This window comes from Mesorhizobium sp. LHD-90 (genome assembly GCF_030929505.1).
Classification (GTDB): domain Bacteria; phylum Pseudomonadota; class Alphaproteobacteria; order Rhizobiales; family Rhizobiaceae; genus Kumtagia.
The window spans coordinates 1-21,181 of sequence record NZ_JAVFVV010000031.1; the positions used below are offsets into that span (position 1 = coordinate 1).

Sequence of the window (21,181 nt, forward strand, 5' to 3'; positions counted from 1 at the left end):
GCCCGAGCCGCCCCCTGCTCCGCGCGCCGAACCGCCGCGGGCGCGTGAACCGGAGCCGCGTCCGCGCACCGGCGCCTGGGTCCGCGACCTGCTCACCGGCGCCTCGCGCGGCGAGGAGGACGAGGGCGAGGTCGCCGTGCAGCCGCCGCGCCTCGAAGCGCAAGTCCCGTCCAAGGCCGCCGCCTCGCTCAGCACGCTCTCCGTCGACATCGCCCGCTCCATCGACCACGACGCGGCGATCGAGCTGTGGCGGCGCTACCGGCGCGGCGAGCGCGACGTGTTCACCCGCCGCCTCTACACGCTGAAGGGTCAGCAGACCTTCGACGAGATCAGCCGCAAATACCGCGCCGACCCCGAATTCCGGGTGGCCGTCGATCGCTATTGCGAAGATTTCGAGAAACTGTTGAAAGACGTCGCCCGCAACGACCGCGACAACCGGATGTCGGAAACCTACCTGACCTCGGAGACCGGCAAGGTCTTCACCATGCTCGCCCACGCCGCCGGCCGGCTGCGATAGAGCGGCGCCGAAACGGAAACGAAGGCGGACCGAGGTCCGCCTTTCCTTTTTTGCAGGCTTCAGCCGCCGCCGGAACGCACGGGCCAAGCCGTCAAAACAGGCTGTTCCACCACACAAGAAGCAGCAGCACCGTGCCGCGGATCAGGGACGACAGCTCCTTGCCGATGTTGCCGGCGATGGGCAGGTCGTAATAGCGGGAGATGACGATGACGCCGAGCACGGCGATTGTCGGCGGGTAGAAGAAGTTGAACGTCCAGGCGACCCAGTTCTGTCGCGAAACGCTCTCTTCGCCGGACGCGGTCTTGTCGATCATGTCTGGAAACCCGACGGACGCCCAAGCATAACTATAGTCCGGCGGTTAAGATTTCGTTTCGCCAAACAACAAAATTGCGATCACTTCAAGAACGCTAAGGTTATCGGAGATAACGCGGACAGAAGACCTTGATGACAAGCGGCGAATTGCCGTCCATGGGCAAATTGGGCAGTCAAGCCCCGATCTTCGACTGAATCCGACTTCCGTGGTGAAGCCGGTTTCCGGCCATTGCGCGATGCTCCGTGGGAGCCACCGGATACGAGGCCTCAGATCTGGGCGTCGACCCAGTCCACGATCTCCGCTCCGACCGTGCCGAATGCCGCGTCGAGGCCGCGCACAAAGGCGTCGTTGCCGCTGCCGGAGACCGGCGAGGATGCCCGGAACACCTTTGCCGCGCGTACCGTGCCGTTGCGGTCGTTGAGCACCCGCGCATAGATCTCGACATGCGCCTGATTGCCCGCACCCACCCGCACCTCGAAGGCGCGGATTTCGCAGACCACCTGGTAGTCGATCGCCAGCCCCTCGCCCGGTGTGCCGACGCCCGAAAACCCGCCTGCGGCCTGGAACGACTGCGCGAGTTTTGCCTGCACCACCAGCGGCAGCCTGTCGGCCCATTGCGCGCCCTTGAGGAACTGGATCGCGCCGGGCCCGGTTCTGATGACGATGTTCTGCCCGTCAAGGGCCTTCAGCGCGCCGGGCTCGGCGATCAGGATCTGCGTGTTGCTGCGGCCGCGCGCCTCCGGCGCGTCCGGCGCCGAAAGGTCGTAGGTGTCGAGCGGCGGCGCTCCCGCGCCCAGCAGCGCGCAGCCGCTCAGCGAGACGGCGACGGACAGCAGCGCGGATGACAGGCTGAGAAGCTTCAAGGAAAAGGCAACCCGCTCAATCGAAACAGAAAAACTTGCCGGACGATCCCCGTTCGCCCCCCGACTCTCTTGCGGTGCGCCGGGCGCGAAGTCAACGCCGGACCCGGCCGTCATACTGCCTGACCGTACCATCTCCACCGGTAATGATGCGCTGCGGGTTGCGCTCCAGGTCGGTGATCGCCCGCTCGATCCGGTCGATCGAGCGGCGGCTGTCGCGGATCAGCGCCTCGGCGTCGCGCAGCCCCTGCCCCGAGAACCGCGCAAGCCCGTCGGTGATGGTGCCGAGCTTGGCGTTCAGCGTGTCGGCGACCTGCCTGAAACCCTTCAGCGTGTCGTTGGCGTTGGTGATCAGGCTCTCGGCATTGTCGGAACCGAGCAGGCTGTCCACCTTGGCCAGCACGCCGTCGACGCGTACCGACGCCTGGTTCAAGCGGCGTATCATTTCCGAGGCGTCGCCGATCATGCGGTCGATCTCGTCGGACCTGTTGGCGAATTTCTGGGTGATCTTTTCCACGTCGGCGGCCGCCGTGTTGGCCGAGCGGCTCGCCTGCTCGATGTTGGAGAGCGCGCTGCGTACCTTTGCCGGGTCGACGCCGTCCAGTATGCCGTCCACCTTGCCGAGCGTGGCTTGCGTCTTCGTGGCGAAATCGTTGATCGAGGCCACCGTCTCGCGCACCTCGCGCACCGTTTCGTCGAATTGCGCGCTGGTCTTGGCGAGATCGGCGGTGAACTTGTCGACATTGTCGACCACTGACTGCACCTTCTTCGGATCGACCGCCTTCAATATGTCCTCGGCGGCCTTCAGCGTGCCGTCCAGCTTTCCGGAAACGCCGGCGAGTTCGCCTGAGAGTTTCGAGACGCTGTCGAGGAACTTGTCGACGCCGTCGGAATTGCGCGCCAGCGCTCCCGAAAATTTCTGGATGTTCTGGACGGTCTCGGTCAGCGGCGTACGGGCGTCGCTGGTGAAGCCTTCGAGATCGGTGAGCACGCTGTCGGCGCGGTTGGCGATATCCTGCGCCTTTTCCAGCAGGTTGGTCACCGCCGACGGATCGGCGGTGATTTCGGCCACGGTGCCGTCGTTCTCGGCCTCGTCGAACAGGTTGGGCTCCTGCGTGTCGCTGCCCTTGATCTCCAGCGTCGCCTGGCCGGTGAGACCGGCGATGCCGATGACGGCCTTGGTCGATCGGGTGATCGGCGTCAGCCGGTCGACCTGCGTATCGGCGATGGCGACGCTCGGATTGGTCGTGTCGATATAGACGCGCCGCACGTCACCGACCTTGACGCCGTTGAAGAACACGCCGCTGCCGGTGGCCAGCCCGGATGCGGATCCCGGAATGCGCACGCGCAACAAAGCGACCTCCCCCCGGTTGCCGAACGCCGCCATCCAATAGACGAAGGCGAAGGCGGCCAAAATGGCCACCAGGGTGAAAATGCCGACGACGACGTAGTTGGCTCTCGTTTCCATCCAGACCCGTGTTTCTACTTCCTTGCGGCAAGATCAAGTTGCCGTGCACGTTTTCCGCGAAAATACGACATTACCCACGGCTCGTCGCTGGCGAGCATGTCCTCGATCGTTCCTTCCACCAGCACCCTCTTCTTGCCGAGCACAGCGACACGGTCGCAGACCGAGAACAGGCTGTCGAGGTCGTGCGTAACCATGTAGACCGTCAGCCCCATCGTGTCGCGCAGCTTGGCCACCAGTTCGTCGAACTCGGCCGCGCCGATCGGATCGAGGCCGGAGGTCGGCTCGTCGAGGAAGACCAGGTCGGGGTCGAGCGCCAGCGCCCGGGCAAGTGCCGCGCGCTTGATCATGCCGCCCGACAGTTCGGACGGGAATTTCGGCGCGGCGTCGGGCGGCAGGCCGACCAGCTCGATCTTCAGATAGGCAAGTTCGTCCATCAGCGATTGCGGCAGGTCGAGATATTCGCGCATCGGCACCTGGATGTTCTCCAGCACCGTCAGCGCCGAAAACAGCGCGCCCTGCTGGAACAGCACGCCCATGCGCATGTCGATCCGCATGCGCTCTTCCTCGCTGGCCTCGTCAACGTCGATGCCGAACAGTCGAATCGTGCCGGCCCGCTTCTTGTTGAGCCCGAGCACTGTCCGCAGAAGCACCGATTTGCCTCCGCCCGAGGCGCCGACGAAGCCGAGTATCTCACCGCGCCTGATGTCGAGGTCGAGCTTTTCCAGCACGATCTTGTCGCCGAAGCCAACGGTGACGCCGCGCGCCGACAGGATGATGTCACCCTTCTGACCGGCGATGCGGGCATGGCCTGTCGGTTGCTCGGCGGTCTGGCTGTTCATCTCAGCGACCTGGCGCCCGAAGCGCGAAAATCATCATCTGCAACCCGCCATCACGCATTCTCGAACATCTTTCAGAAATTGATCTGCGCGAAGAAGATAGCAAACGCGCCGTCGAGAATGACGACGATGAAGATGGATTTCACCACCGCGGCGGTGACGTGCAGCCCGAGCGATTCGGCGCTGCCGCCAACCTTCAGCCCCTCGACGGAGGCGACGATGCCGATGATCATCGCCATGAACGGCGCCTTGATCATGCCGACGAGGAAGGTGCCGACGTCGACGGCCTGGCGCAGCCGGTCGAGAAACGCTTCCGGCGCGATGCCGGAATAGGCCCAGGTGATGCCGATGGCCCCTGCGATCGCGGCGAAGTTGGCGATGATGGTAAGGCACGGCAGCGCGATCACCAGTGCCACCAGCCGCGGAAACACCAATACGCCGACCGGATTGAGGCCGATGACGGTCAGCGCGTCGACCTCCTCGCGCATCTTCATCGAGCCGATCTCGGCGGTGATCGCGCTGCCCGAGCGGCCGGCGATCATGATGGCGGTCATCAGCACGCCGAGCTCGCGCAGCACCAGGATACCGACGAGATCGACGACAAAGATGTCGGCGCCGAAGTACCGCAACTGGAAGGCGCCCTGCTGCGCCACGATGGCGCCGACGATGGTCGACATCAGCAGGATGACCGGAATGGCGCCGACGCCCATGCGGTCGATCTGGTTGAAGATGGCGGCGAGATTGACCCCGTGGCCGCGGCCGATCTTCATCTGGCCGCCGCGTATGGTGGCGCCCAGGATGTTCATCGCCGCGAAGAAGTCGTCGCGGGCGGAATAGACGGCGCGGCCGAGGGTCTCCAGCCCGCGAATGGCGAGGTTTGGGCGGGCGGGCGCATCCAGACGTTTCTGGGCGGAGGCTTCCCGGATGGCGGTCAGCAGCACGTCCATGGCCTGCGTCTGGCCTTCCAGCGAGACGTCCGCGCCCTTGGCGCTGGCCTGGTCGATGAACCGGCCGATCCGCCAGGCGCCTGCCGTGTCCATGCGCTCGATACCCGAAAGGTCGAGTGCGACGGGATTGCTGGCGGCATCGCCGGCAAACTGCGTCATCTCCTCGTCGACGTCGGCAATGGTGCGTGTCGTCCAGCGGCCAGACAGGCGCAGCACGTGCCGCCCGTTCTCGTCGGCCTGCTCGACCGCCGGCTGGCCCTCGGAACGCCTTGTTTGTCTGGAGCGATTGAACAACATTGTTCAAAGTCTTAGCGGCGGAATCGAAGCCTGTCACTTTGCCGCGCGGCGGCACACACATACCGGGAGCAGAAAATCATGCCGCGTGTCCTTTTGGTCGAGGCCGAAAGTTTCCCGATCGCTGGCGCCTTCATCACGCCGATGCGTCCACCACTCCATCGCTTGCGCCACTCTGGAGTTGAAATATTGGCGTGATAGGCTAGCGCCCGTTCTGTCAAAAACGCTTCCAGCCGGGAGATAGACGCCGTGTACGGATTCAAGACAACCAGACGCAATCTTATTGGCGGCGGTGCCGGCGCCACGCTAGTCGCTGCGTCGGGAGCCGGTGTCTTGACCGCATTCGACCTCGCAGTTTCACCAAATGGCGGCACTGCCTATGCACAGACCCCAACGACCGTCGCTACGAACGATTGGCGCGAGGAATACGCCTACACGCTGGGCGTGCAGGCCTATGTCTACGCCTTCCCGCTCACCTATCTGAGCAAGCTGCGCTACGAGTGGACGAACGTCCCGGACTCCAGCTTCTATGCCTCGCTCAATCATTTCCACCACAAGAAGGTTCTCGCCAACCACATCAACTACACCTCCGGAGGCTCGCCGAACCAGGACACCCTCTATTCTTGGGGGTGGCTGGATCTCCGCCAAGGCCCGGTCGCCCTCACGCATCCCGACATGGGGGATCGATACTTCACCTTCGAGATCGCCGACATGTTTTCGGACAATTTTGCCTATGTCGGCAAGCGGACGACCGGCGGGGCGGCCGGGGCTTTCGCAATCCTGCCGCCGGGATGGAGCGGCAGCCTTCCGCCGGACATCAAGAGCTCGTTCCAGTCCCCGACTCGCTTTGCGCTCGTCTTCGGCCGCACGCTTGTGAATGATGAAGCTGATGTCGCGGCGGTCAACAAGTTGCAGGATCAATACCGCATGATTCCGCTGGCCCTTTGGGGCCAACTGGACCCGCAGATCCCCGAGGGACGCGACGTCTTCAAGCCGTATGATACGGCGAACGATCCGTTGGGCGACTGGCGAACGATCAACCGGGCATGGGCGGAAAACCCTCTTCCGAAGGATCGCGATGCCGATCTGGTGCGCCTCTTCGGCGAGATCGGCATTGGCCCGGCTTTCACCGCCGAAAGCATCGACAAGCTGCCCGAACCGACCAGGCAAGGTCTGGCGCGCGCGGCGGCAACGGCGCGCCCGATGCTCAACGCCATGCTCGCGACCGGCGCCTACAAATCCAAGATGGTCAATGACTGGATGTATCCGCCCAAGACGTTCGGCAGCGCCGGGCTCTATGGCGATTTCATTGTCCGTGCCGCGGGTCAGTGTCTTGGTGGCATCATCTCGAACGATCCCGATGAAGCCGTCTATCTGTTCACATTCAGCGATGTTCAAGGCCAACCGCTCGTAGGCGGTCGCCGGTACTCCATGCAGTTCAAAGCCGACAATCTGCCGCCCGTCAACGAGTTCTGGTCCGTGACCATGTATGGTCCCGACAACAACTTCGTGCCCACCGACACCATGCGCTACGCCATAGGAGACCGCACGGCCGGTCTGACCAAGGGTGCTGACGGCAGTCTTACCATCTACATCCAGCCCGATGCACCGAGCGATCCCTCCGAACGCGCGAACTGGCTTCCGTCGCCGGCCCAGGGGGCCTTCCACCTGGCGCTGCGGACTTACGTCCCGAAGCAACCGATCATTGATCAGGTCTGGGTGCCGCCAGCGGTAACACCGGCGTGACGGATATCGAGTAAAGCGCGGCGGCACACACATACCGGGAGCCGAAAAGTCATGGCGCGTGTCCTTTCGGTCGAGGCCGAACGTTTTCCGATCGCTGGCGCCTTCACCATCTCGCGCGGCTCCAAGACGGAAGCCGAAGTCATCTGCTGCACGATTCGCGATGGCTCCCATGCAGGGCGCGGCGAGTGCGTGCCCTACCGCCGCTACGGCGAGAGCATCGACGGCGTGCTCGCGGCGATCGAATCGGCGCGTCGGGAAATCGAGGCCGGCATGGATCGGCAGGATCTGCTGTCGCTGATGCCGCCGGGGGCGGCGCGCAATGCCGTCGACTGCGCGCTCTGGGATCTTGGGGCCAAGCAGCGCGGCGTCTCAGCCGCATCGGCGCTCGGCATAGCCGTGCCACAGCCGCTGGTGACGGCTTATACGCTGTCGCTCGACACGCCGGAAAAAATGGCCGCGCAGGCCCGTGCCAATGCCGATCGTCCGCTGCTGAAGGTCAAGATCGGCGGCGACGGCGACCTCGACCGCATCGCGGCGGTCATCGCGGCGGCGCCGCAAAGCCGCATCATCCTCGACGCCAACGAGGGCTGGACGGAAGAAAACCTCGCCGACAACCTCGCCGCCGCCGCCCGCCTCGGCGTCGTGCTGGTCGAGCAGCCCCTGCCCGCCGGCAAGGATTTTGCGCTCGCCCGCATCGCCCGACCGGTGCCGGTCTGCGCCGACGAAAGCCTGCACACGGCCGACGATCTCGAATCGCTTGCCGGCCTTTACGATGCGGTCAACATCAAGCTCGACAAGACCGGCGGCCTCACCGCCGCCCTCGTCCTGCGCGACCGGGCAAAACAGCTCGGTTTTTCGATTATGGTCGGATGCATGGTCGGCACCTCGCTCGGCATGGCGCCGGCGGTTCTGCTGGCGCAGGGCGCCGATTTCGTCGACCTCGACGGTCCGCTGCTGCTGGCGAAGGACCGCGAGCCGGGACTCGCCTATTCGGGCTCGCTGGTCTCACCGCCCCGCCCGGAGTTGTGGGGGTGAACTTTCTTGACGTGACGGGTCGGCGCCGCTCCTCACGGCAACTGCCCGCCGCTTTCAAGAAGCCGTTGGCCGGCGCACCATCCCCAACAGCACCATGCCGGCCGCCGCGACGGCGATCATCGCCCAAAAGCCGAACACGCCGAAAGCCGCGTAGAGCGGTCCTGACAGCAGGGTGAAGGCTGCCATCGAAAAGCCGGTGGCGAAGAAGGCGATGCCTTGCGCCGCACCCGTCCGCTCCTCCGGCACCGTCTCGACGATGAGTTTCTGCACGCCGATCAGGATCAAGGCGGTCGAGAAAGCATGCAGCGACTGGATCGCGAAGAAGCCGGCGACGCCGATTCCCGAAGGCCAGATCAGCGGAAAGGCCAGCCATCGCAGCACCGCGCCTGCGCCGGCCAGCGCCAGCAGAAAAGTCGCCGGGCGCCGCGAGAACACACGCGTGAAGAACAGGAACATCAGCACTTCGGCCGCGACCGCCCAGGCCCACAGCAACCCCACCGTCGTGTCGCCGACGCCGATCGACTTCCAGTAGATCGAAACGAAACTGTAAAGGAAGGCGTGGCTGCCATTGATGAGGCCTGCGCCGCCGACGACCAGCACGAAATAGCGGTTGAGCAGCTTCGGTCCGGCGTCCTGGATATCCACCGCCGACAGCGGCGAGGCCTTTCGCGGTCGGCCTAGCCTCGGCGCCAGCAACGAGACCAGCAGCGTCACCACCAGCGAGGCCGAGATGATCGCCGGCACCGCCTGCTCGCTGGTCAGCGACAGGATAACCCCGCCGCCGAGATTGCCGCACAGGAAGGCGAACGAACCCCAGATGCGCATGCGCGTATAGTTCGAACCGAAACGCCGGACACCTGACAGCGCCAGCGAATCGGCGAGCGGCGAATGCGGCGTCCACGCCACCGCCAGCGCCAGCGAGACCGCAAGCACGACCAGGTAGGTCGGCTTGAGGAAAAAACCCAGCGAAGCCAAAAGGGCGGACGCGGCCAGCAGGATCAGCACATTGGCGCGGTCCTTCGCCTCGTCGGCCATGGCGGTGATGAACGGCGTGGTCACCACGCGCAGGAACATCGGTGCCGACAGAATCACCGCGATCTCCTCGGCGCCAAAACCGTTGCCTTCCAGCCAGAGCGGGAAATACGGAAGGTGGATGGCCTGCGGCACGAAGATGGCCGCGAAGATCAGCGATATCCGAAGCTCGAAATGTCGCGGCTTGACGCGTTGTTCGGGAGAAAGCGCTGGCAGGGGCATTTTTCAGGGCAACGTCCGGCCGGAGATTTGGGCCGAACGGCCGCTCCGGATGCCTCGGCCATAGCATGCCGGCCGGAAGCCGCCCAACGGATGATTGGCTTGAGGACCAACTCCATAACCGCTGTGGCGGAATGGCCACGCCGGTGTCGCGAAGCAAGGGCCCTCGCCTTCCGGGAGAAACTCCTCCGCTTCCTCCGCGAGCAGTGGTCTCTCGCAACCGCGCCGCAACGAAAAATGCTCTGCCGGGAAACCTTCTCATGCGAAAACCAAGCGCGCGGGCCGAAAAAAGCGGTGAAAAAGAAGCCTGCCGCGCGATTTCCGGGGCATCATCCTGCTAGGCTATTGAAATCGCTTCAACTTCCGGACTTCACGCGAGTTCGCGCGGCTCCGGGACGCCTTGGATTTCAATGACTTAGGCCATCGGGGTCAGGCCGCCTCCACGACCGCACCCCCTTCAATGACGCGCGGTTTGAATCCGGTGCCCGTCGGCGCAACCACCAGCACATGCGGCCAACGTAATATTTCCAGAGATCCGTCGAAATGTTCGACCACAGCCGTGCAGCTTTCCACCCAATCTCCCGTGTTTATGTAAGTAACGTCTTCAAATCTTTCGATCAATGCATGGTGGATATGGCCGCATATCACGCCATCGACTTCCGACCGGCGAGCCTCTTCACTCAGAACTTTCTGGAAAGCGCCAATGAAATTCACTGCCTTCTTGACCTTCACCTTCGCCCAGGACGAGAATGACCAGTACGGCAGCCCGAGCGTGCGCCGCACCCGGAACACTACCCGGTTCACCGAAACGGCAAAATCGTAAGCCCGATCACCAAGATAGGCCAGCCAACGAACGTTGTGCACGATGGTGTCGAATTGGTCCCCGTGGATCACCAGGAAGCGTTTTCCATCCGCCGTTTCATGAATCGCCCGGTCGCTGACGACGATCCCGCCGAAGTGCGTCCCCTGGAATTGCCGGAGAAATTCGTCATGATTTCCAGCCACATAGAAGATGTTGACGCCCTTGCGCGCCTGCCGCAGCAGCTTCTGCACCACGTCGTTGTGCGCCTGCGGCCAGTGCCAGGCCCGGCGCAGCCGCCAGCCGTCGACGATATCCCCGACGAGGTAAATCGTCTCCGCCTCGTGGTGCCGCAAAAAGTCGATCAAAAACTCGGCCTTAGCCGCTTTCGAGCCGAGATGCAGGTCGGAGATGAAAAGTGTCCGGTACCTGCGGGGTGCTGTTTCGGACATGACCGCCTGGTCCTGTTGCTGCATGCGCGCCAATGCCCAGATTCATGCAACACGCGTATGACGGTTGCGGTTTTGGCGTGCCCCGCTATAGGGTGCGCGCCACTGGAATGGAGGGTAAGCAGCATGGATCTGGGCATTCGTGGGCGCAAAGCGATTGTCTGCGCATCCAGCAAGGGACTTGGAAAGGGCTGCGCCCTGGCGTTGGCGGAGAACGGCGTCGACCTGGTCGTCAACGGCCGCAACGCGGCGATTCTGTCCGATACCGCGTCCGAAATTCGCAACCGCTTCGATGTCGAAGTGATTGAAATCGCGGGCGATGTCGCCGATCCTGCAGTCCAGAAGGCGCTGCTCGCCGCCTGCCCGGATCCCGACATTCTGGTCAACAACAACGGCGGCCCGCCCTTCCGCGATTTCCGTGAGCTCGACCGCGAAGCTATCCTGAAAGGCGTCACCAACAACATGGTCGCGCCGTTCGAGTTGATCAAGGCTGTCATCGACGGTATGGCGGCGCGCCGCTTCGGCCGCATCGTCAACATCACTTCCCTATCGGTCTATATGCCGCTGCAAGGACTCGACCTGTCGTCGGCTGCCCGCGCCGGTCTGACCTCGTTCCTGGCCGGCATCGCGCGCGGGGTGGCGGACAAGAACGTCACCATAAACAACATGTTGCCGGGAAAACTTGACACCGATCGGCTGCGCGGGCCGCACGAGCCCGGCGTACCGGAAGATCCGGAGGCGGCGCGCCTGCGCAAGCAGCGACTCGCGGCGGACATACCTGCGAAGCGCTTGGGGACACCGGAGGAATTCGGCCAGATCTGCGCCTTCCTATGCTCCGTCCATGCCGGCTATCTGACCGGGCAGAACATTCCCGTCGACGGCGGTACTTATGTGAGCGCTTTCTGAAAAGCGTGATTTGCATCGCCTAGCGGCGGCTAGAAGGAACTCGAGGAACGGCGGTCACGGGCATGAGCGGCGAAGACAACCACACGGCCAAGTCCGATCTGGAGCAGGCCGCCCTGTTCTTCCACAAATATCCCACGCCCGGAAAGCTTGAAATCCAGGCAACAAAACCGTTGGGAAACCAGCGGGATCTGGCGCTCGCCTATTCGCCGGGCGTGGCCGCGCCCTGCCTTGCCATCCGCGACGATCCGGCCACCGCCGCCGACTACACCGGCCGCGCCAATCTCGTCGGCGTCGTCTCCAACGGCAGCGCCGTGCTGGGGCTTGGCAACATTGGCCCTCTCGCCTCCAAGCCGGTGATGGAGGGCAAGGCCGTTTTGTTCAAGAAATTCGCGGGCATAGACGTGTTCGACATCGAGATCGACGCGCCGGAGATCGACCGCATGGTCGAGACGGTGGCGGCGCTCGAGCCGACGTTCGGCGGCATCAACCTCGAGGACATAAAGGCGCCCGAATGTTTCGAGGTCGAGGAACGGCTGAAGGCGCGCATGAGCATCCCGGTGTTCCACGACGACCAGCACGGCACCGCGATCATCGTCGGCGCTGCCGTTCTCAACGGGCTGGAATTCGCCGGCAAGAAGATCGAGGACGTGAAGATCGTCACCTCGGGCGCGGGCGCTGCCGCGCTCGCCTGCCTCAACCTGCTGGTTTCGCTGGGCGCGAAGGTCGAGAACATCTGGGTCACAGACCGTTTTGGCGTCGCCCACAAGGGGCGCGTCGAAGAGATGGATCGCTGGAAGGACCCTTACGTCAAGGACACCGACGCCCGCACCCTGGCGGAGGTGATTCCGGGGGCGGACGTATTTCTCGGCCTGTCGGCCGCCGGCGTGCTGAAGCCCGAACTGCTGGCGGACATGGCGCCGAAACCGCTAGTCCTGGCGCTGGCAAACCCGACGCCTGAGATCATGCCGGAAGTGGCGCGCGCCGCCCGGCCGGACGCGATGATCTGTACCGGCCGTTCGGATTTTCCCAATCAGGTCAATAACGTATTGTGTTTTCCTTACATCTTTCGCGGCGCGCTGGATTGCGGCGCCCGAGCGATCAACGAGGAAATGAAGATGGCCGCCGTGCGCGCCATCGCCGGGCTCGCCCGCGAGGAGCCTTCGGACGTCGCTGCCCGTGCTTATTCCGGCGAGACGCCGATCTTTGGTCCCGATTTCCTGATCCCCTCGCCTTTCGACCCCCGGCTGATCCTGCGCATCGCCCCGGCCGTGGCCAAGGCGGCCTGCGAAACCGGCGTCGCCTCGCGCCCGATTAGCGATTTCCCGGCCTATATCGACCGGCTGAACCGCTTCGTCTTCCGCTCCGGCCTGGTGATGAAGCCGGTGTTTTCCACCGCCAAGACGGCAGCGACCAAGCGCGTCATCTATGCCGACGGCGAGGACGAGCGCGTGCTGCGCGCCGCCCAGGTGGTGATCGACGAGGGCATCGCCCAGCCGACCCTGATCGGCCGCCCGAACGTCGTGGAGGTGCGCCTCAAGCGCTACGGGCTGCGTATCCGCCCTGGCACGGATTTCGAGCTGATCAACCCTGAAGACGATCCGCGCTACCGCGCCTATGTCGACATGCTGATCGAACTCGCCGGCCGACGCGGCGTCACCCAGGAGGCGGCGCGCACCATGGTGCGCACCGAAACCACGGTAATCGCGGCGCTGGCGGTGAAGCGCGACGAGGCCGACGCCATGATCTGCGGGCTGGAAGGCCGTTTCGAGCGGCATCTGCGCCATGTGTCGCTGATCATCGGCGCGCGGCCCACGGTGCGCGACCGAGACCTTTCGGCGCTGTCCATGCTGATTTCCAGCAAGGGCGTGCTGTTTTTCACCGACACCTATGTCACCATCGACCCGTCCGCCGACGAGATCGCCGAGATGACCTTGCTGGCGGCGGAAGAAATCAGGCGTTTCGGCATCGAGCCGAAGGCAGCGCTCGTATCCTTCTCCAATTTCGGCTCGCGCGACGCACCGACCTCGCTCAAAATGCGCCGGGCCGCCGAAATCCTGCGCGAAACCGCGCCGGACCTCGAATGCGACGGCGAGATGCACGCCGATTCGGCGCTGTCGGAAGTGCTGCGCCAGCGCATCTATCCGCATTCGCGGCTGAAGGGCGAGGCGAACCTGCTGGTATTCCCGAATCTCGATGCCGCCAACATCGCGCTGACCACGGTCAAGCAGATGGTGGACGCCCTGCATGTCGGACCGATCCTGCTCGGCACCGACCGGCCAGCGCATATTCTTACGCCTTCGGTCACCTCACGTGGCATCGTCAACATGACGGCGCTGGCAGTGGTGGAGGCCGCGCAACGAAAGACGGCCGAAGCGGCCTGAGCCAGGCGATACCGCGGCCGTCAGGCCGCCTTTTCCGCCTGCTTGCGTTCGATCTGGCCTATGGCGTCGACGACCGCATCGAAGGTGAGCATGGTCGAGGCGTGCCGGGCCCTGTAGTCGCGCACCGGCTCCAGATATTTCAGGTCGGCGAAGCGGCCGTCCGGCGGCGCGCCGTTTTCCTTCAGCATCTTCAGCATCGCCTTGCGCACGGCGCGCAACTCGTCGGCCGTCGCGCCGACGACATGCTCCGCCATGATCGCCGAAGACGCCTGCCCCAGCGCGCAGGCTTTCACGTCATGTGCAAAATCGGTGACGACGCCGTCATGCATCATAAGATCGACGGTCACCGTCGAGCCGCACAATTTTGAATGCGCCCTGGCGCTGGCGTCGGGATGCGGCAGTCGGCCGATACGGCCGATATTGCCGGCAAAACCCAGGATTTTCGCATTGTAGACGTCGTCAATCATCGTTTACGTCCGCATCGGGCCGCTTGATCGCGCGGCGCAAGCTTGTTCGCAACCAATATAGGGGCTGGCATCGCCGGCTGCACACGGAATCTCGGCCGCGCGCCCTGCCGGCTCATCCGCTCATCGAGCATCGGCCCGACAGGTCACTGTATCCTGACTCCGTCGCCGCCGGGTGGAAGCTGCATCCGTTCCGTTTCCGGCTGCAACAGAGCCGTTGCAAATCGTCTCCCGGCCGGCGGAATCCCGATACGTTTTTGCGCTTTGCTGTCAGTTGACGAACGCTGTGTACCAAGGGAGTGTCTTTCATTCGCCCGCCTCGCCCTTATATAATGGCCTGTCCGGATATGGCGACCAACGCCGGCATCCGGACAAGCCGTCACGCCATTTTTCGGACACCGCAGGGTCAGGTGGCCGCGAAAGGCAGTGGTCCGTTTAACTCGTCGCCCCGTAAGTGGGCGGCTACGGGAGACTCCTTTCATGGACGCCGTCGTCAAGAAGATCATGCCGCGCTCCGACTACATGGACAAACCGGAGACGCACCGCCCCAGCCAGGCCGAGGTCGAGGCCGCCGTGCTCACCCTGCTGCGCTGGACCGGCGACAATCCGGACCGCGAGGGACTGAAGGATACGCCGAAACGCGTGGCGAAGGCCTATCTGGAAATCTTCAACGGCTACGACATGTGCCCGGCCGAGGAACTCGGCCGCACCTTCGAGGAAGTGGCCGGCTACGACGATCTGGTGATCGTGCGCGACATCCAGTTCCATTCGCATTGCGAGCACCACATGGTGCCGATCATCGGCAAGGCGCATGTCGGCTACCTGCCGGACGGCAAGGTGGTCGGCCTGTCGAAGATTGCCCGCGTCGTCGACATTTTTGCGCATCGCCTGCAGACGCAGGAGGCGCTGACCGCGCAGATCGCCGGCGTCATCCAGGAGGTGCTCAACCCGCGCGGGGTTGCCGTGATGATCGAAGCCGAGCATATGTGCATGGCGATACGCGGCATCCGCAAGCAGGGTTCCACGACCCTGACGTCCACCTTCACCGGCACGTTCAAGGACAGTCCCGAGGAACAGATCCGGTTCTTGACAATGGTCCGGGGAGGCTATGGGAACTAGCTCCCGGTGCATCACCGGCTTCAGAGGAGCCGGTGATGCCGGATTTTCCAAAACCCTCTTCCGACAAGCGCCTGCTGGAGGGCGGCGCGATTTTCTCGCCCCGCTTTGACGCGGCGGGGCTGGTCACCGCCGTCGTCACCGACGCGGATAACGGCACGCTGCTTATGGTCGCGCATATGAACACGGAGGCCTTGTCGCGAACGATCGAGACGGGCATTGCCCATTTCTGGTCACGTTCTCGTGCGTCACTCTGGAAAAAAGGGGAGACGTCGGGCAATTTTCTAAGAGTCACTGAAATGCGGGCCGATTGCGATCAGGATGCGATCTGGCTGCGCGTGAAAGTGGCGGGGGACGGCGCAACTTGTCACACCGGCAGACGTTCCTGCTTTTATAGGGTTGTGGACTACACGGACGGGGAAGTGAGCCTCCGCGACGACGGCAGTGCTGTGTTGAGCAGCGCGCCGCATACGCATGGTTAGCTGGCATATCGTTTTCCGCTTCCGGGTTCTGGTCCTTCATGCTTTCGATACGGCCTGCGCCGTATAAGTGTGGTTGGGAGACTGGGAGTTGAACATGCTCGAATGGGCGTCGTTCAGGAACAGGGCCGAGACGGGAGACGCAGGCGGTGGCCTGCCGAGCGCGCCCAAGAATGAGCCGGCGCCGGTCAAGAAGTCCGGCATCGCGCTGGCACTCGGCGGAGGCGCCGCGCGCGGCTGGGCCCATATCGGCGTACTCAGGGCCCTGGACGAGGCCGGCATCGAGATCAACATGATCGCCGGCACGTCGATCGGCGCACTAGTCGGCGGCTGCTACCTGGCCGGCAAGCTCGACCAGATCGAAGAATTCGCCCGCAGCCTGACCAAGCGGCGCATCTTCGGCCTGCTGGATTTCCATTTCGGCGGCAACGGCCTGTTCGGCGGCATGAAACTCGACGCCCGCATGCAGGAGCATTTGAACGGCACGCGTTTCGAAGACCTGCCGAAACCTTTCGTCTGCGTGGCGGCCGAAATCCGCACCGGCCATGAAATCTGGCTTTCCAGCGGCGCGCTGATCACCGCCATGCGCGCTTCCTATGCGCTGCCCGGCGTGTTCGAGCCGGTGACCGCCAACAAGCGCGTGCTGGTCGACGGCGCGCTGGTCAATCCGGTGCCGGTGTCGGTCTGCCGCGCCTACGAGCAGCCGCTGGTGGTGGCTGTCAACCTGCACTACGACCTGTTCGGCCGGGCAGCGGTAATCAAACACAGCGCCGGCGAACTGGTGGTCGAGACCGACGGCCATTCGCGCATGCGCGGTGGCGGCCGGGAGGCCCGGCTCGGCATCAGCGGCGTGATGGTCGAGGCCTTCAACATCATCCAGGACCGCATTTCGCGGGCACGGCTGGCCGGCGACCCGCCAGATCTTTCGCTGCAGCCGAAACTCGGCCATATCGGCCTGTCGGAATTCCACCGCGCCGACGAGTCGATCCGCATCGGCTACGAGACGACGAAGGAGCGCATCGGTGAGCTTGTGCGGCTGCAGTCGGTGCTGGAGGAAACCCAGGTCTAATCGTCCGGTCCTGGGATGCTCCGGCGTCCTTCGACCTCCGTTGCCGTGGGCCCGCGTCAGAGCGCGCTTGGCGCCGCATCGACCACCCTGAACTGTACGCTGCGGGCACCGTTCCAGTAGTTCGGCTGGACCTGGCCGGCGACATGGATGCGGTTGCCGCGGTTCTTGCCCAGAAATTCACCGAGATCGCTGCCGGCGGCGCGGAAGGCAATGGCCTGGATCGAACCGCCGGCGTCGGAACGCAGGTCGAGCCTGAGATGCGTGCTGCCGACCGGCCGCAGATCGCGCAACTGGTGGCGCGGCAGCACAAACAGCGGCGGCGGGTAGCCCGAGCCGAACGGCCCCGCCTGCTCCAGCGCGTCGAGCAAGCCCTGGGTCGCGCCGTCGGCCGAAAGCGCGGCGTCGATCAGCAGGCTCTCTTCGTCACGCAGCCGCGCCACCTCGGTCGCCGCCCGCTCCTCGAAAAAGGCGCGCAGCTCACCCAGTTTTGCGCGCTGCACGGTGATGCCGGCCGCCATGGCGTGGCCGCCGCCCTTGTCGATCAAGCCCAGCGCGAAGGCATCGCGCACCAGCCGGCCCAGGTCGAAACCCGGCACCGAGCGGCCCGAGCCGGTGCCAACGCCGTTGGCGTTGAAGGCAATGGCAAAGGTCGGACGCCGTGCATGGTCCTTCAGCCGCGAAGCAAGCAGCCCGACGATGCCCGGATGCCAGCCATCGCTGCCGGTCACCAGCACAGCCGGCCCGGCGCCGCCGGCGAGTTCGGCATCGGCTTCGGCGCGCGCCTGGTCGAGCATCACCTGCTCCAGCGCCTGCCGCTCCTGGTTGAGCCGGTCGAGCACGGCGGCGATTTTTTCTGCCTCCACCGGATCGTCGGTCGCCAGCAGCCGGCTGCCGAGCGCAGCGTCGCCGATGCGGCCGCCGGCATTGATGCGCGGGCCGATCAGGAAGCCGAGATGAAAGGCGTTGACCGGCTCGCCGATGCGCGCGGACCGCGCCAACGCCGCCAGGCCGGCATTGCGCTGCTGGCGGATGGCGAGCAGGCCCTTGACGACAAAGGCGCGGTTGACGCCGGTCAGCGGCACCACGTCACAGACCGTCGCCAAAGCGACAAGGTCGAGCATGGCGAGCAGGTCGGGCTGCGACAGGCCGGGCTGGCGCGTGCGCAGCAAACGCGCCGTCTGGACGAGCGCCAGGAAAACCACGCCTGCGGCGCACAGATGCCCCTGCCCCGACAGATCGTCCTCGCGGTTCGGGTTTACGATGGGGACACCTTCTGGAAGCGCGCCGCCCACCTGATGGTGGTCGAGCACGACCACGTCCGCGCCTGCCTCGCGCGCCGCGGCGATCGAGACGGCGCTGTTTGTGCCGCAATCGACGGTGACGATCAGGCTAGCGCCCCGCGCCACCAGCTCGCGCATCGCATCGAGGTTAGGGCCGTAACCCTCGAAAATCCGGTCAGGAATGTAGATTTCCGATTCGATGCCGAAATGCGCTAGAAACCGCTTCAGCAGCGCCGAGGACGCCGCGCCGTCGACGTCGTAGTCGCCGAAGATCGCCACTTTTTCGCGGCGAGTGACGGCATCGGCAAGCCGCGCCGCGCCAGCCTCCATATCGGTCAGTGTCGCGGGATCGGGCAGCAGGTCGCGGATAGTCGGATCGAGAAATTTTTCGACCGTCTCGGCCGGCACGTTGCGGCCGGCCAGCACGCGAGCCACTATATCCGGCACGCCATGGCCCTGCGCGATGGCGAGTGCTGACATTTCCTGCCGCTCGCTCAGCCGGTGCACCCAGGCGACGCCGGTCGCGGAGCGGCGTACCCCGAGGAACAGACGCTTTTCCGTCGTCAAAGCCGCTCCAGATCCCGGTGGCGGGCGCGGATCTCGCGCACGGTGCGCGAGGACGAGCGCAGCACAATCGTGTCGGTGGTGATTACGTCGCGACCGAAGCGCACGCCCGCGAGCAGGTTGCCGTCGGTCACGCCGGTGGCGGCGAAAATCACATCGCCCCTGGCCATGTCCTCGGCGGAATAGATTCGTTCGAAGTCGATTATGCCCATCCTGTCGGCCCGCGCCTTCTTTTCCGGCGTGTCGAGGATCAGCCGCCCTTGCATCTGGCCGCCGATGCAGCGCAGCGCCGCCGCCGCCAAGACGCCTTCCGGCGCGCCGCCCGAGCCTAGATAGATGTCGATGCCGGTCTCGCCCGGCTCAGTGGCGTGAATGATGCCCGCCACGTCGCCGTCGCCGATAAGCTTGATCGCCGCGCCCGCCTTACGCACCGACTCGATCAGCCGTGCATGGCGCGGCCGGTCGAGGATGCAGGCGGTGATCTCGCCGACCGGCACGCCCTTTGCTTTTGCCAGGTTCTCGATGTTCTCCTTCGGCGGAGCGTCGATGTCGACCGTGCCCGCCGGATAACCGGGGCCAATGGCGATCTTCTGCATGTAGACGTTGGGCGCAAACAGCAGGCTGCCCTTGGCCGCCACGGCGATGACCGAAAGAGCATTGGGCAGGTTTTTCGCGCAGACCGTGGTGCCTTCCAGGGCGTCGAGCGCGATGTCGACCTCGGGACCGCTCTTGCCCAAAGTCTCGCCGACATAAAGCGCCGGGGCCTCGTCCTGCTCGCCCTCGCCAATCACCACCGTACCCCTGATCGGAAGCTTGTCGAGTTCTTGCCGCATGGCCGACGTGGCCGCCTGGTCCGCCGCCTTCTCGTCGCCCCTGCCGCGGAAACGCGCGGCTGCGACCGCCGCGCGTTCGGTGACGCGCACGATCTCCATCGCGAGGATGCGGTCGAGACCGCCGGCACCCCTGGTCATCAGCATCTCCCCTGCGGACTGCGTCTTGTCGCAAAGTCGCGACCGACCGGCAAGGCCGTAACATGCAGGTGACTTGCGTCGTGCAAACCCGGCAATCAGTCCGCCCGCTCGATGCGGATCACCTGCGCCTTGTCGGTCAGGTGACCGTCCTTGACGATGCCGTCGACCGCCTTGCGCACCGCCGCTTCGGTGGTCTCGTGGGTGACGAGGATGACGGTCTTGATCGCCTCGCCATTGGCCTCGGCGGCGCGTTGCACGATCGATTCCAGCGAGATCTGGTTGTCGGCCATGCGCTTGGCGACGGCGGCGAAGACGCCGACGCGGTCAAGCACCGTCAGGCGGATGAAATAGCCGCCCTCGTGGCTGCGCATCTTCGCCTGCTTGTAGGGCCTCAATTCCTTCGCCGGCCTGCCGAACACCGGACCGTGCTGGAAACCCGGCCGGCTTTTTGCGATGTCGGCGATGTCGCCCACCACGGCCGAGGCCGTGGCATTGCCGCCGGCACCGGGGCCGGAGAGCAGCAGTTCGCCCAGAATGTCGGTCTCGATCGCCACCGCATTGGTGACGCCGTGCACCTGCGCGATGACCGAAGCGGTCGGCACCATGGTCGGGTGCACGCGCTGCTCGATGCCGCTGTCGGTGCGCTGGGCGACGCCGAGCAGCTTTATCCGGTAGCCGAGCTCGCCCGCCGCGCGGATGTCGGCCTGGGTGATGTTGGAGATGCCTTCGAGATAGATGTCGTCCGCCGCGATCTTCGTGCCGAAGGCCAGGCTGGTGAGGATCGACAGCTTGTGCGCGGTGTCGTGGCCCTCGATGTCGAAGGTTGGATCGGCCTCGGCGTAGCCCAGCCGCTGCGCATCCTTCAGCACCTCGTCGAAGGTGATGCCTTCGGCCTCCATGCGGGTGAGTATGTAGTTGCAGGTGCCGTTCAAAATGCCGAAGACGCGGCTCACCGTATTGCCGGCCAGCGCCTCGCGCATCGTCTTGATCACCGGGATACCGCCGGCGACCGCCGCCTCGTAGTTGAGCAGAACGCCCTTCTTCTCGGCGATCTCGGCAAGCGCCACGCCATGTTTCGCCAGCAGCGCCTTGTTGGCGGTGACGACATGCCGGCCGGCCTCGAGCGCGGCCTTGACACTGGCAAACGCAGGCCCTGCGTCGCCGCCGATCAGTTCGACGAACACGTCGATGTCCGCCTTGGCGGCAAGCTCGGACGGATCGGAAAACCATTTTGCGCCGGAAAGATCGACGCCGCGGTCGCGTGCCAGGTCCCTCGCAGACACGGCGGCAACCACGATGTCGCGGCCGCACTGGCGTGTCAGTTCCGCGCGCTTGGTCTCGACGACACGCGCCACCGAGGCACCGACCGTGCCGAGCCCGGCTATTCCAACACGCAAAGCTTCGGCCATGACCGGTCCGCCCTCAAACTGAAACGA

Annotated in this window: 19 protein-coding genes; 8 read left to right on the top strand and 11 right to left on the bottom strand. The window is 64.7% G+C overall.

Going from position 1 to position 21,181, the window contains the following annotated elements:
• The coding region (locus tag RB623_RS28135; protein ID WP_308060441.1) for a hypothetical protein at positions 1-517 on the top strand (517 nt) is incomplete at its 5' end.
• 91 nt (positions 518-608) lie between these two features.
• Here RB623_RS28135 and RB623_RS28140 read toward each other — a convergent pair.
• The 5 genes from RB623_RS28140 to RB623_RS28160 form a co-directional block, all read right to left on the bottom strand.
• On the bottom strand, positions 609-830 hold the full coding sequence (locus RB623_RS28140; RefSeq protein ID WP_308060442.1) for a hypothetical protein: 222 nt from the start codon (positions 828-830) through the stop codon (positions 609-611).
• Between the two features lie 266 nt (positions 831-1,096).
• On the bottom strand, positions 1,097-1,693 hold the full coding sequence (locus RB623_RS28145) for an ABC-type transport auxiliary lipoprotein family protein (protein ID WP_308060443.1): 597 nt from the start codon (positions 1,691-1,693) through the stop codon (positions 1,097-1,099).
• 91 nt (positions 1,694-1,784) lie between these two features.
• Positions 1,785-3,158, bottom strand: a complete 1,374-nt coding sequence (locus RB623_RS28150; protein ID WP_308060444.1) for an MlaD family protein — start codon at positions 3,156-3,158, stop codon at positions 1,785-1,787.
• 14 nt (positions 3,159-3,172) lie between these two features.
• A complete protein-coding gene (locus tag RB623_RS28155) occupies positions 3,173-3,997 on the bottom strand; it encodes an ABC transporter ATP-binding protein (RefSeq protein ID WP_308060445.1) in 825 nt (274 codons plus the stop codon).
• Positions 3,998-4,068: 71 nt separating this feature from the next.
• On the bottom strand, positions 4,069-5,238 hold the full coding sequence (locus tag RB623_RS28160; protein ID WP_308060446.1) for an ABC transporter permease: 1,170 nt from the start codon (positions 5,236-5,238) through the stop codon (positions 4,069-4,071).
• Positions 5,239-5,568: 330 nt separating this feature from the next.
• Between RB623_RS28160 and RB623_RS28165 the strand changes: the two genes are divergently transcribed.
• Both RB623_RS28165 and dgcA read left to right on the top strand, forming a co-directional pair.
• Positions 5,569-6,981 carry a DUF1254 domain-containing protein gene (locus RB623_RS28165; protein ID WP_308060447.1) on the top strand — a complete coding sequence of 471 codons (1,413 nt, stop codon included), beginning with the start codon at positions 5,569-5,571 and terminating at the stop codon, positions 6,979-6,981.
• A 51-nt stretch (positions 6,982-7,032) separates the two neighbouring features.
• Positions 7,033-8,016 (top strand): N-acetyl-D-Glu racemase DgcA, encoded by a 984-nt coding sequence (gene dgcA, locus RB623_RS28170; RefSeq protein ID WP_308060448.1) that lies wholly within the window; start codon positions 7,033-7,035, stop codon positions 8,014-8,016.
• 54 nt (positions 8,017-8,070) lie between these two features.
• Here dgcA and RB623_RS28175 read toward each other — a convergent pair whose 3' ends face one another.
• Positions 8,071-9,270: an MFS transporter gene (locus tag RB623_RS28175; RefSeq protein ID WP_308060449.1), complete on the bottom strand. Its 1,200-nt coding sequence runs from the start codon at positions 9,268-9,270 to the stop codon at positions 8,071-8,073.
• A 426-nt stretch (positions 9,271-9,696) separates the two neighbouring features.
• Positions 9,697-10,518, bottom strand: a complete 822-nt coding sequence (locus RB623_RS28180; RefSeq protein WP_308060476.1) for a UDP-2,3-diacylglucosamine diphosphatase — start codon at positions 10,516-10,518, stop codon at positions 9,697-9,699.
• 123 nt (positions 10,519-10,641) lie between these two features.
• Between RB623_RS28180 and RB623_RS28185 the strand changes: the two genes are divergently transcribed.
• A complete protein-coding gene (locus RB623_RS28185) occupies positions 10,642-11,421 on the top strand; it encodes an SDR family oxidoreductase (RefSeq protein ID WP_308060477.1) in 780 nt (259 codons plus the stop codon).
• Positions 11,422-11,483: 62 nt separating this feature from the next.
• The gene (locus RB623_RS28190; RefSeq protein WP_308060450.1) at positions 11,484-13,802 is read left to right on the top strand and encodes an NADP-dependent malic enzyme; all 2,319 of its coding nucleotides are present in this window, start codon (positions 11,484-11,486) and stop codon (positions 13,800-13,802) included.
• Between the two features lie 20 nt (positions 13,803-13,822).
• Here the strand turns inward: RB623_RS28190 and RB623_RS28195 are convergent, their stop codons facing one another.
• Complete coding sequence (locus tag RB623_RS28195) at positions 13,823-14,269, bottom strand: iron-sulfur cluster assembly scaffold protein (RefSeq protein WP_308060451.1); 447 nt, start codon at positions 14,267-14,269, stop codon at positions 13,823-13,825.
• Between the two features lie 477 nt (positions 14,270-14,746).
• Between RB623_RS28195 and folE the strand changes: the two genes are divergently transcribed.
• From folE to RB623_RS28210, 3 genes are all read left to right on the top strand, one after another.
• On the top strand, positions 14,747-15,385 hold the full coding sequence (gene folE / locus RB623_RS28200; protein ID WP_308060452.1) for a GTP cyclohydrolase I FolE: 639 nt from the start codon (positions 14,747-14,749) through the stop codon (positions 15,383-15,385).
• A gap of 35 nt (positions 15,386-15,420) precedes the next feature.
• Positions 15,421-15,864, top strand: a complete 444-nt coding sequence (gene hisI, locus RB623_RS28205) for a phosphoribosyl-AMP cyclohydrolase (RefSeq protein WP_308060453.1) — start codon at positions 15,421-15,423, stop codon at positions 15,862-15,864.
• 94 nt (positions 15,865-15,958) lie between these two features.
• Positions 15,959-16,930, top strand: coding sequence for a patatin family protein (locus tag RB623_RS28210; protein ID WP_308060478.1), 972 nt, complete (start codon positions 15,959-15,961; stop codon positions 16,928-16,930).
• 56 nt (positions 16,931-16,986) lie between these two features.
• On the opposite strand, the gene recJ is transcribed toward RB623_RS28210, so the two are convergent.
• From recJ to RB623_RS28225, 3 genes are all read right to left on the bottom strand, one after another.
• Positions 16,987-18,777, bottom strand: coding sequence for a single-stranded-DNA-specific exonuclease RecJ (gene recJ, locus RB623_RS28215; RefSeq protein WP_308060454.1), 1,791 nt, complete (start codon positions 18,775-18,777; stop codon positions 16,987-16,989).
• Positions 18,774-19,745, bottom strand: coding sequence for a class II fructose-bisphosphatase (gene glpX, locus RB623_RS28220; RefSeq protein ID WP_308060455.1), 972 nt, complete (start codon positions 19,743-19,745; stop codon positions 18,774-18,776). The genes recJ and glpX overlap by 4 nt, the downstream gene beginning before the upstream one ends.
• Positions 19,746-19,840: 95 nt before the next feature.
• On the bottom strand, positions 19,841-21,154 hold the full coding sequence (locus tag RB623_RS28225) for a homoserine dehydrogenase (protein WP_308060456.1): 1,314 nt from the start codon (positions 21,152-21,154) through the stop codon (positions 19,841-19,843).
• Positions 21,155-21,181: the final 27 nt, after the last annotated feature.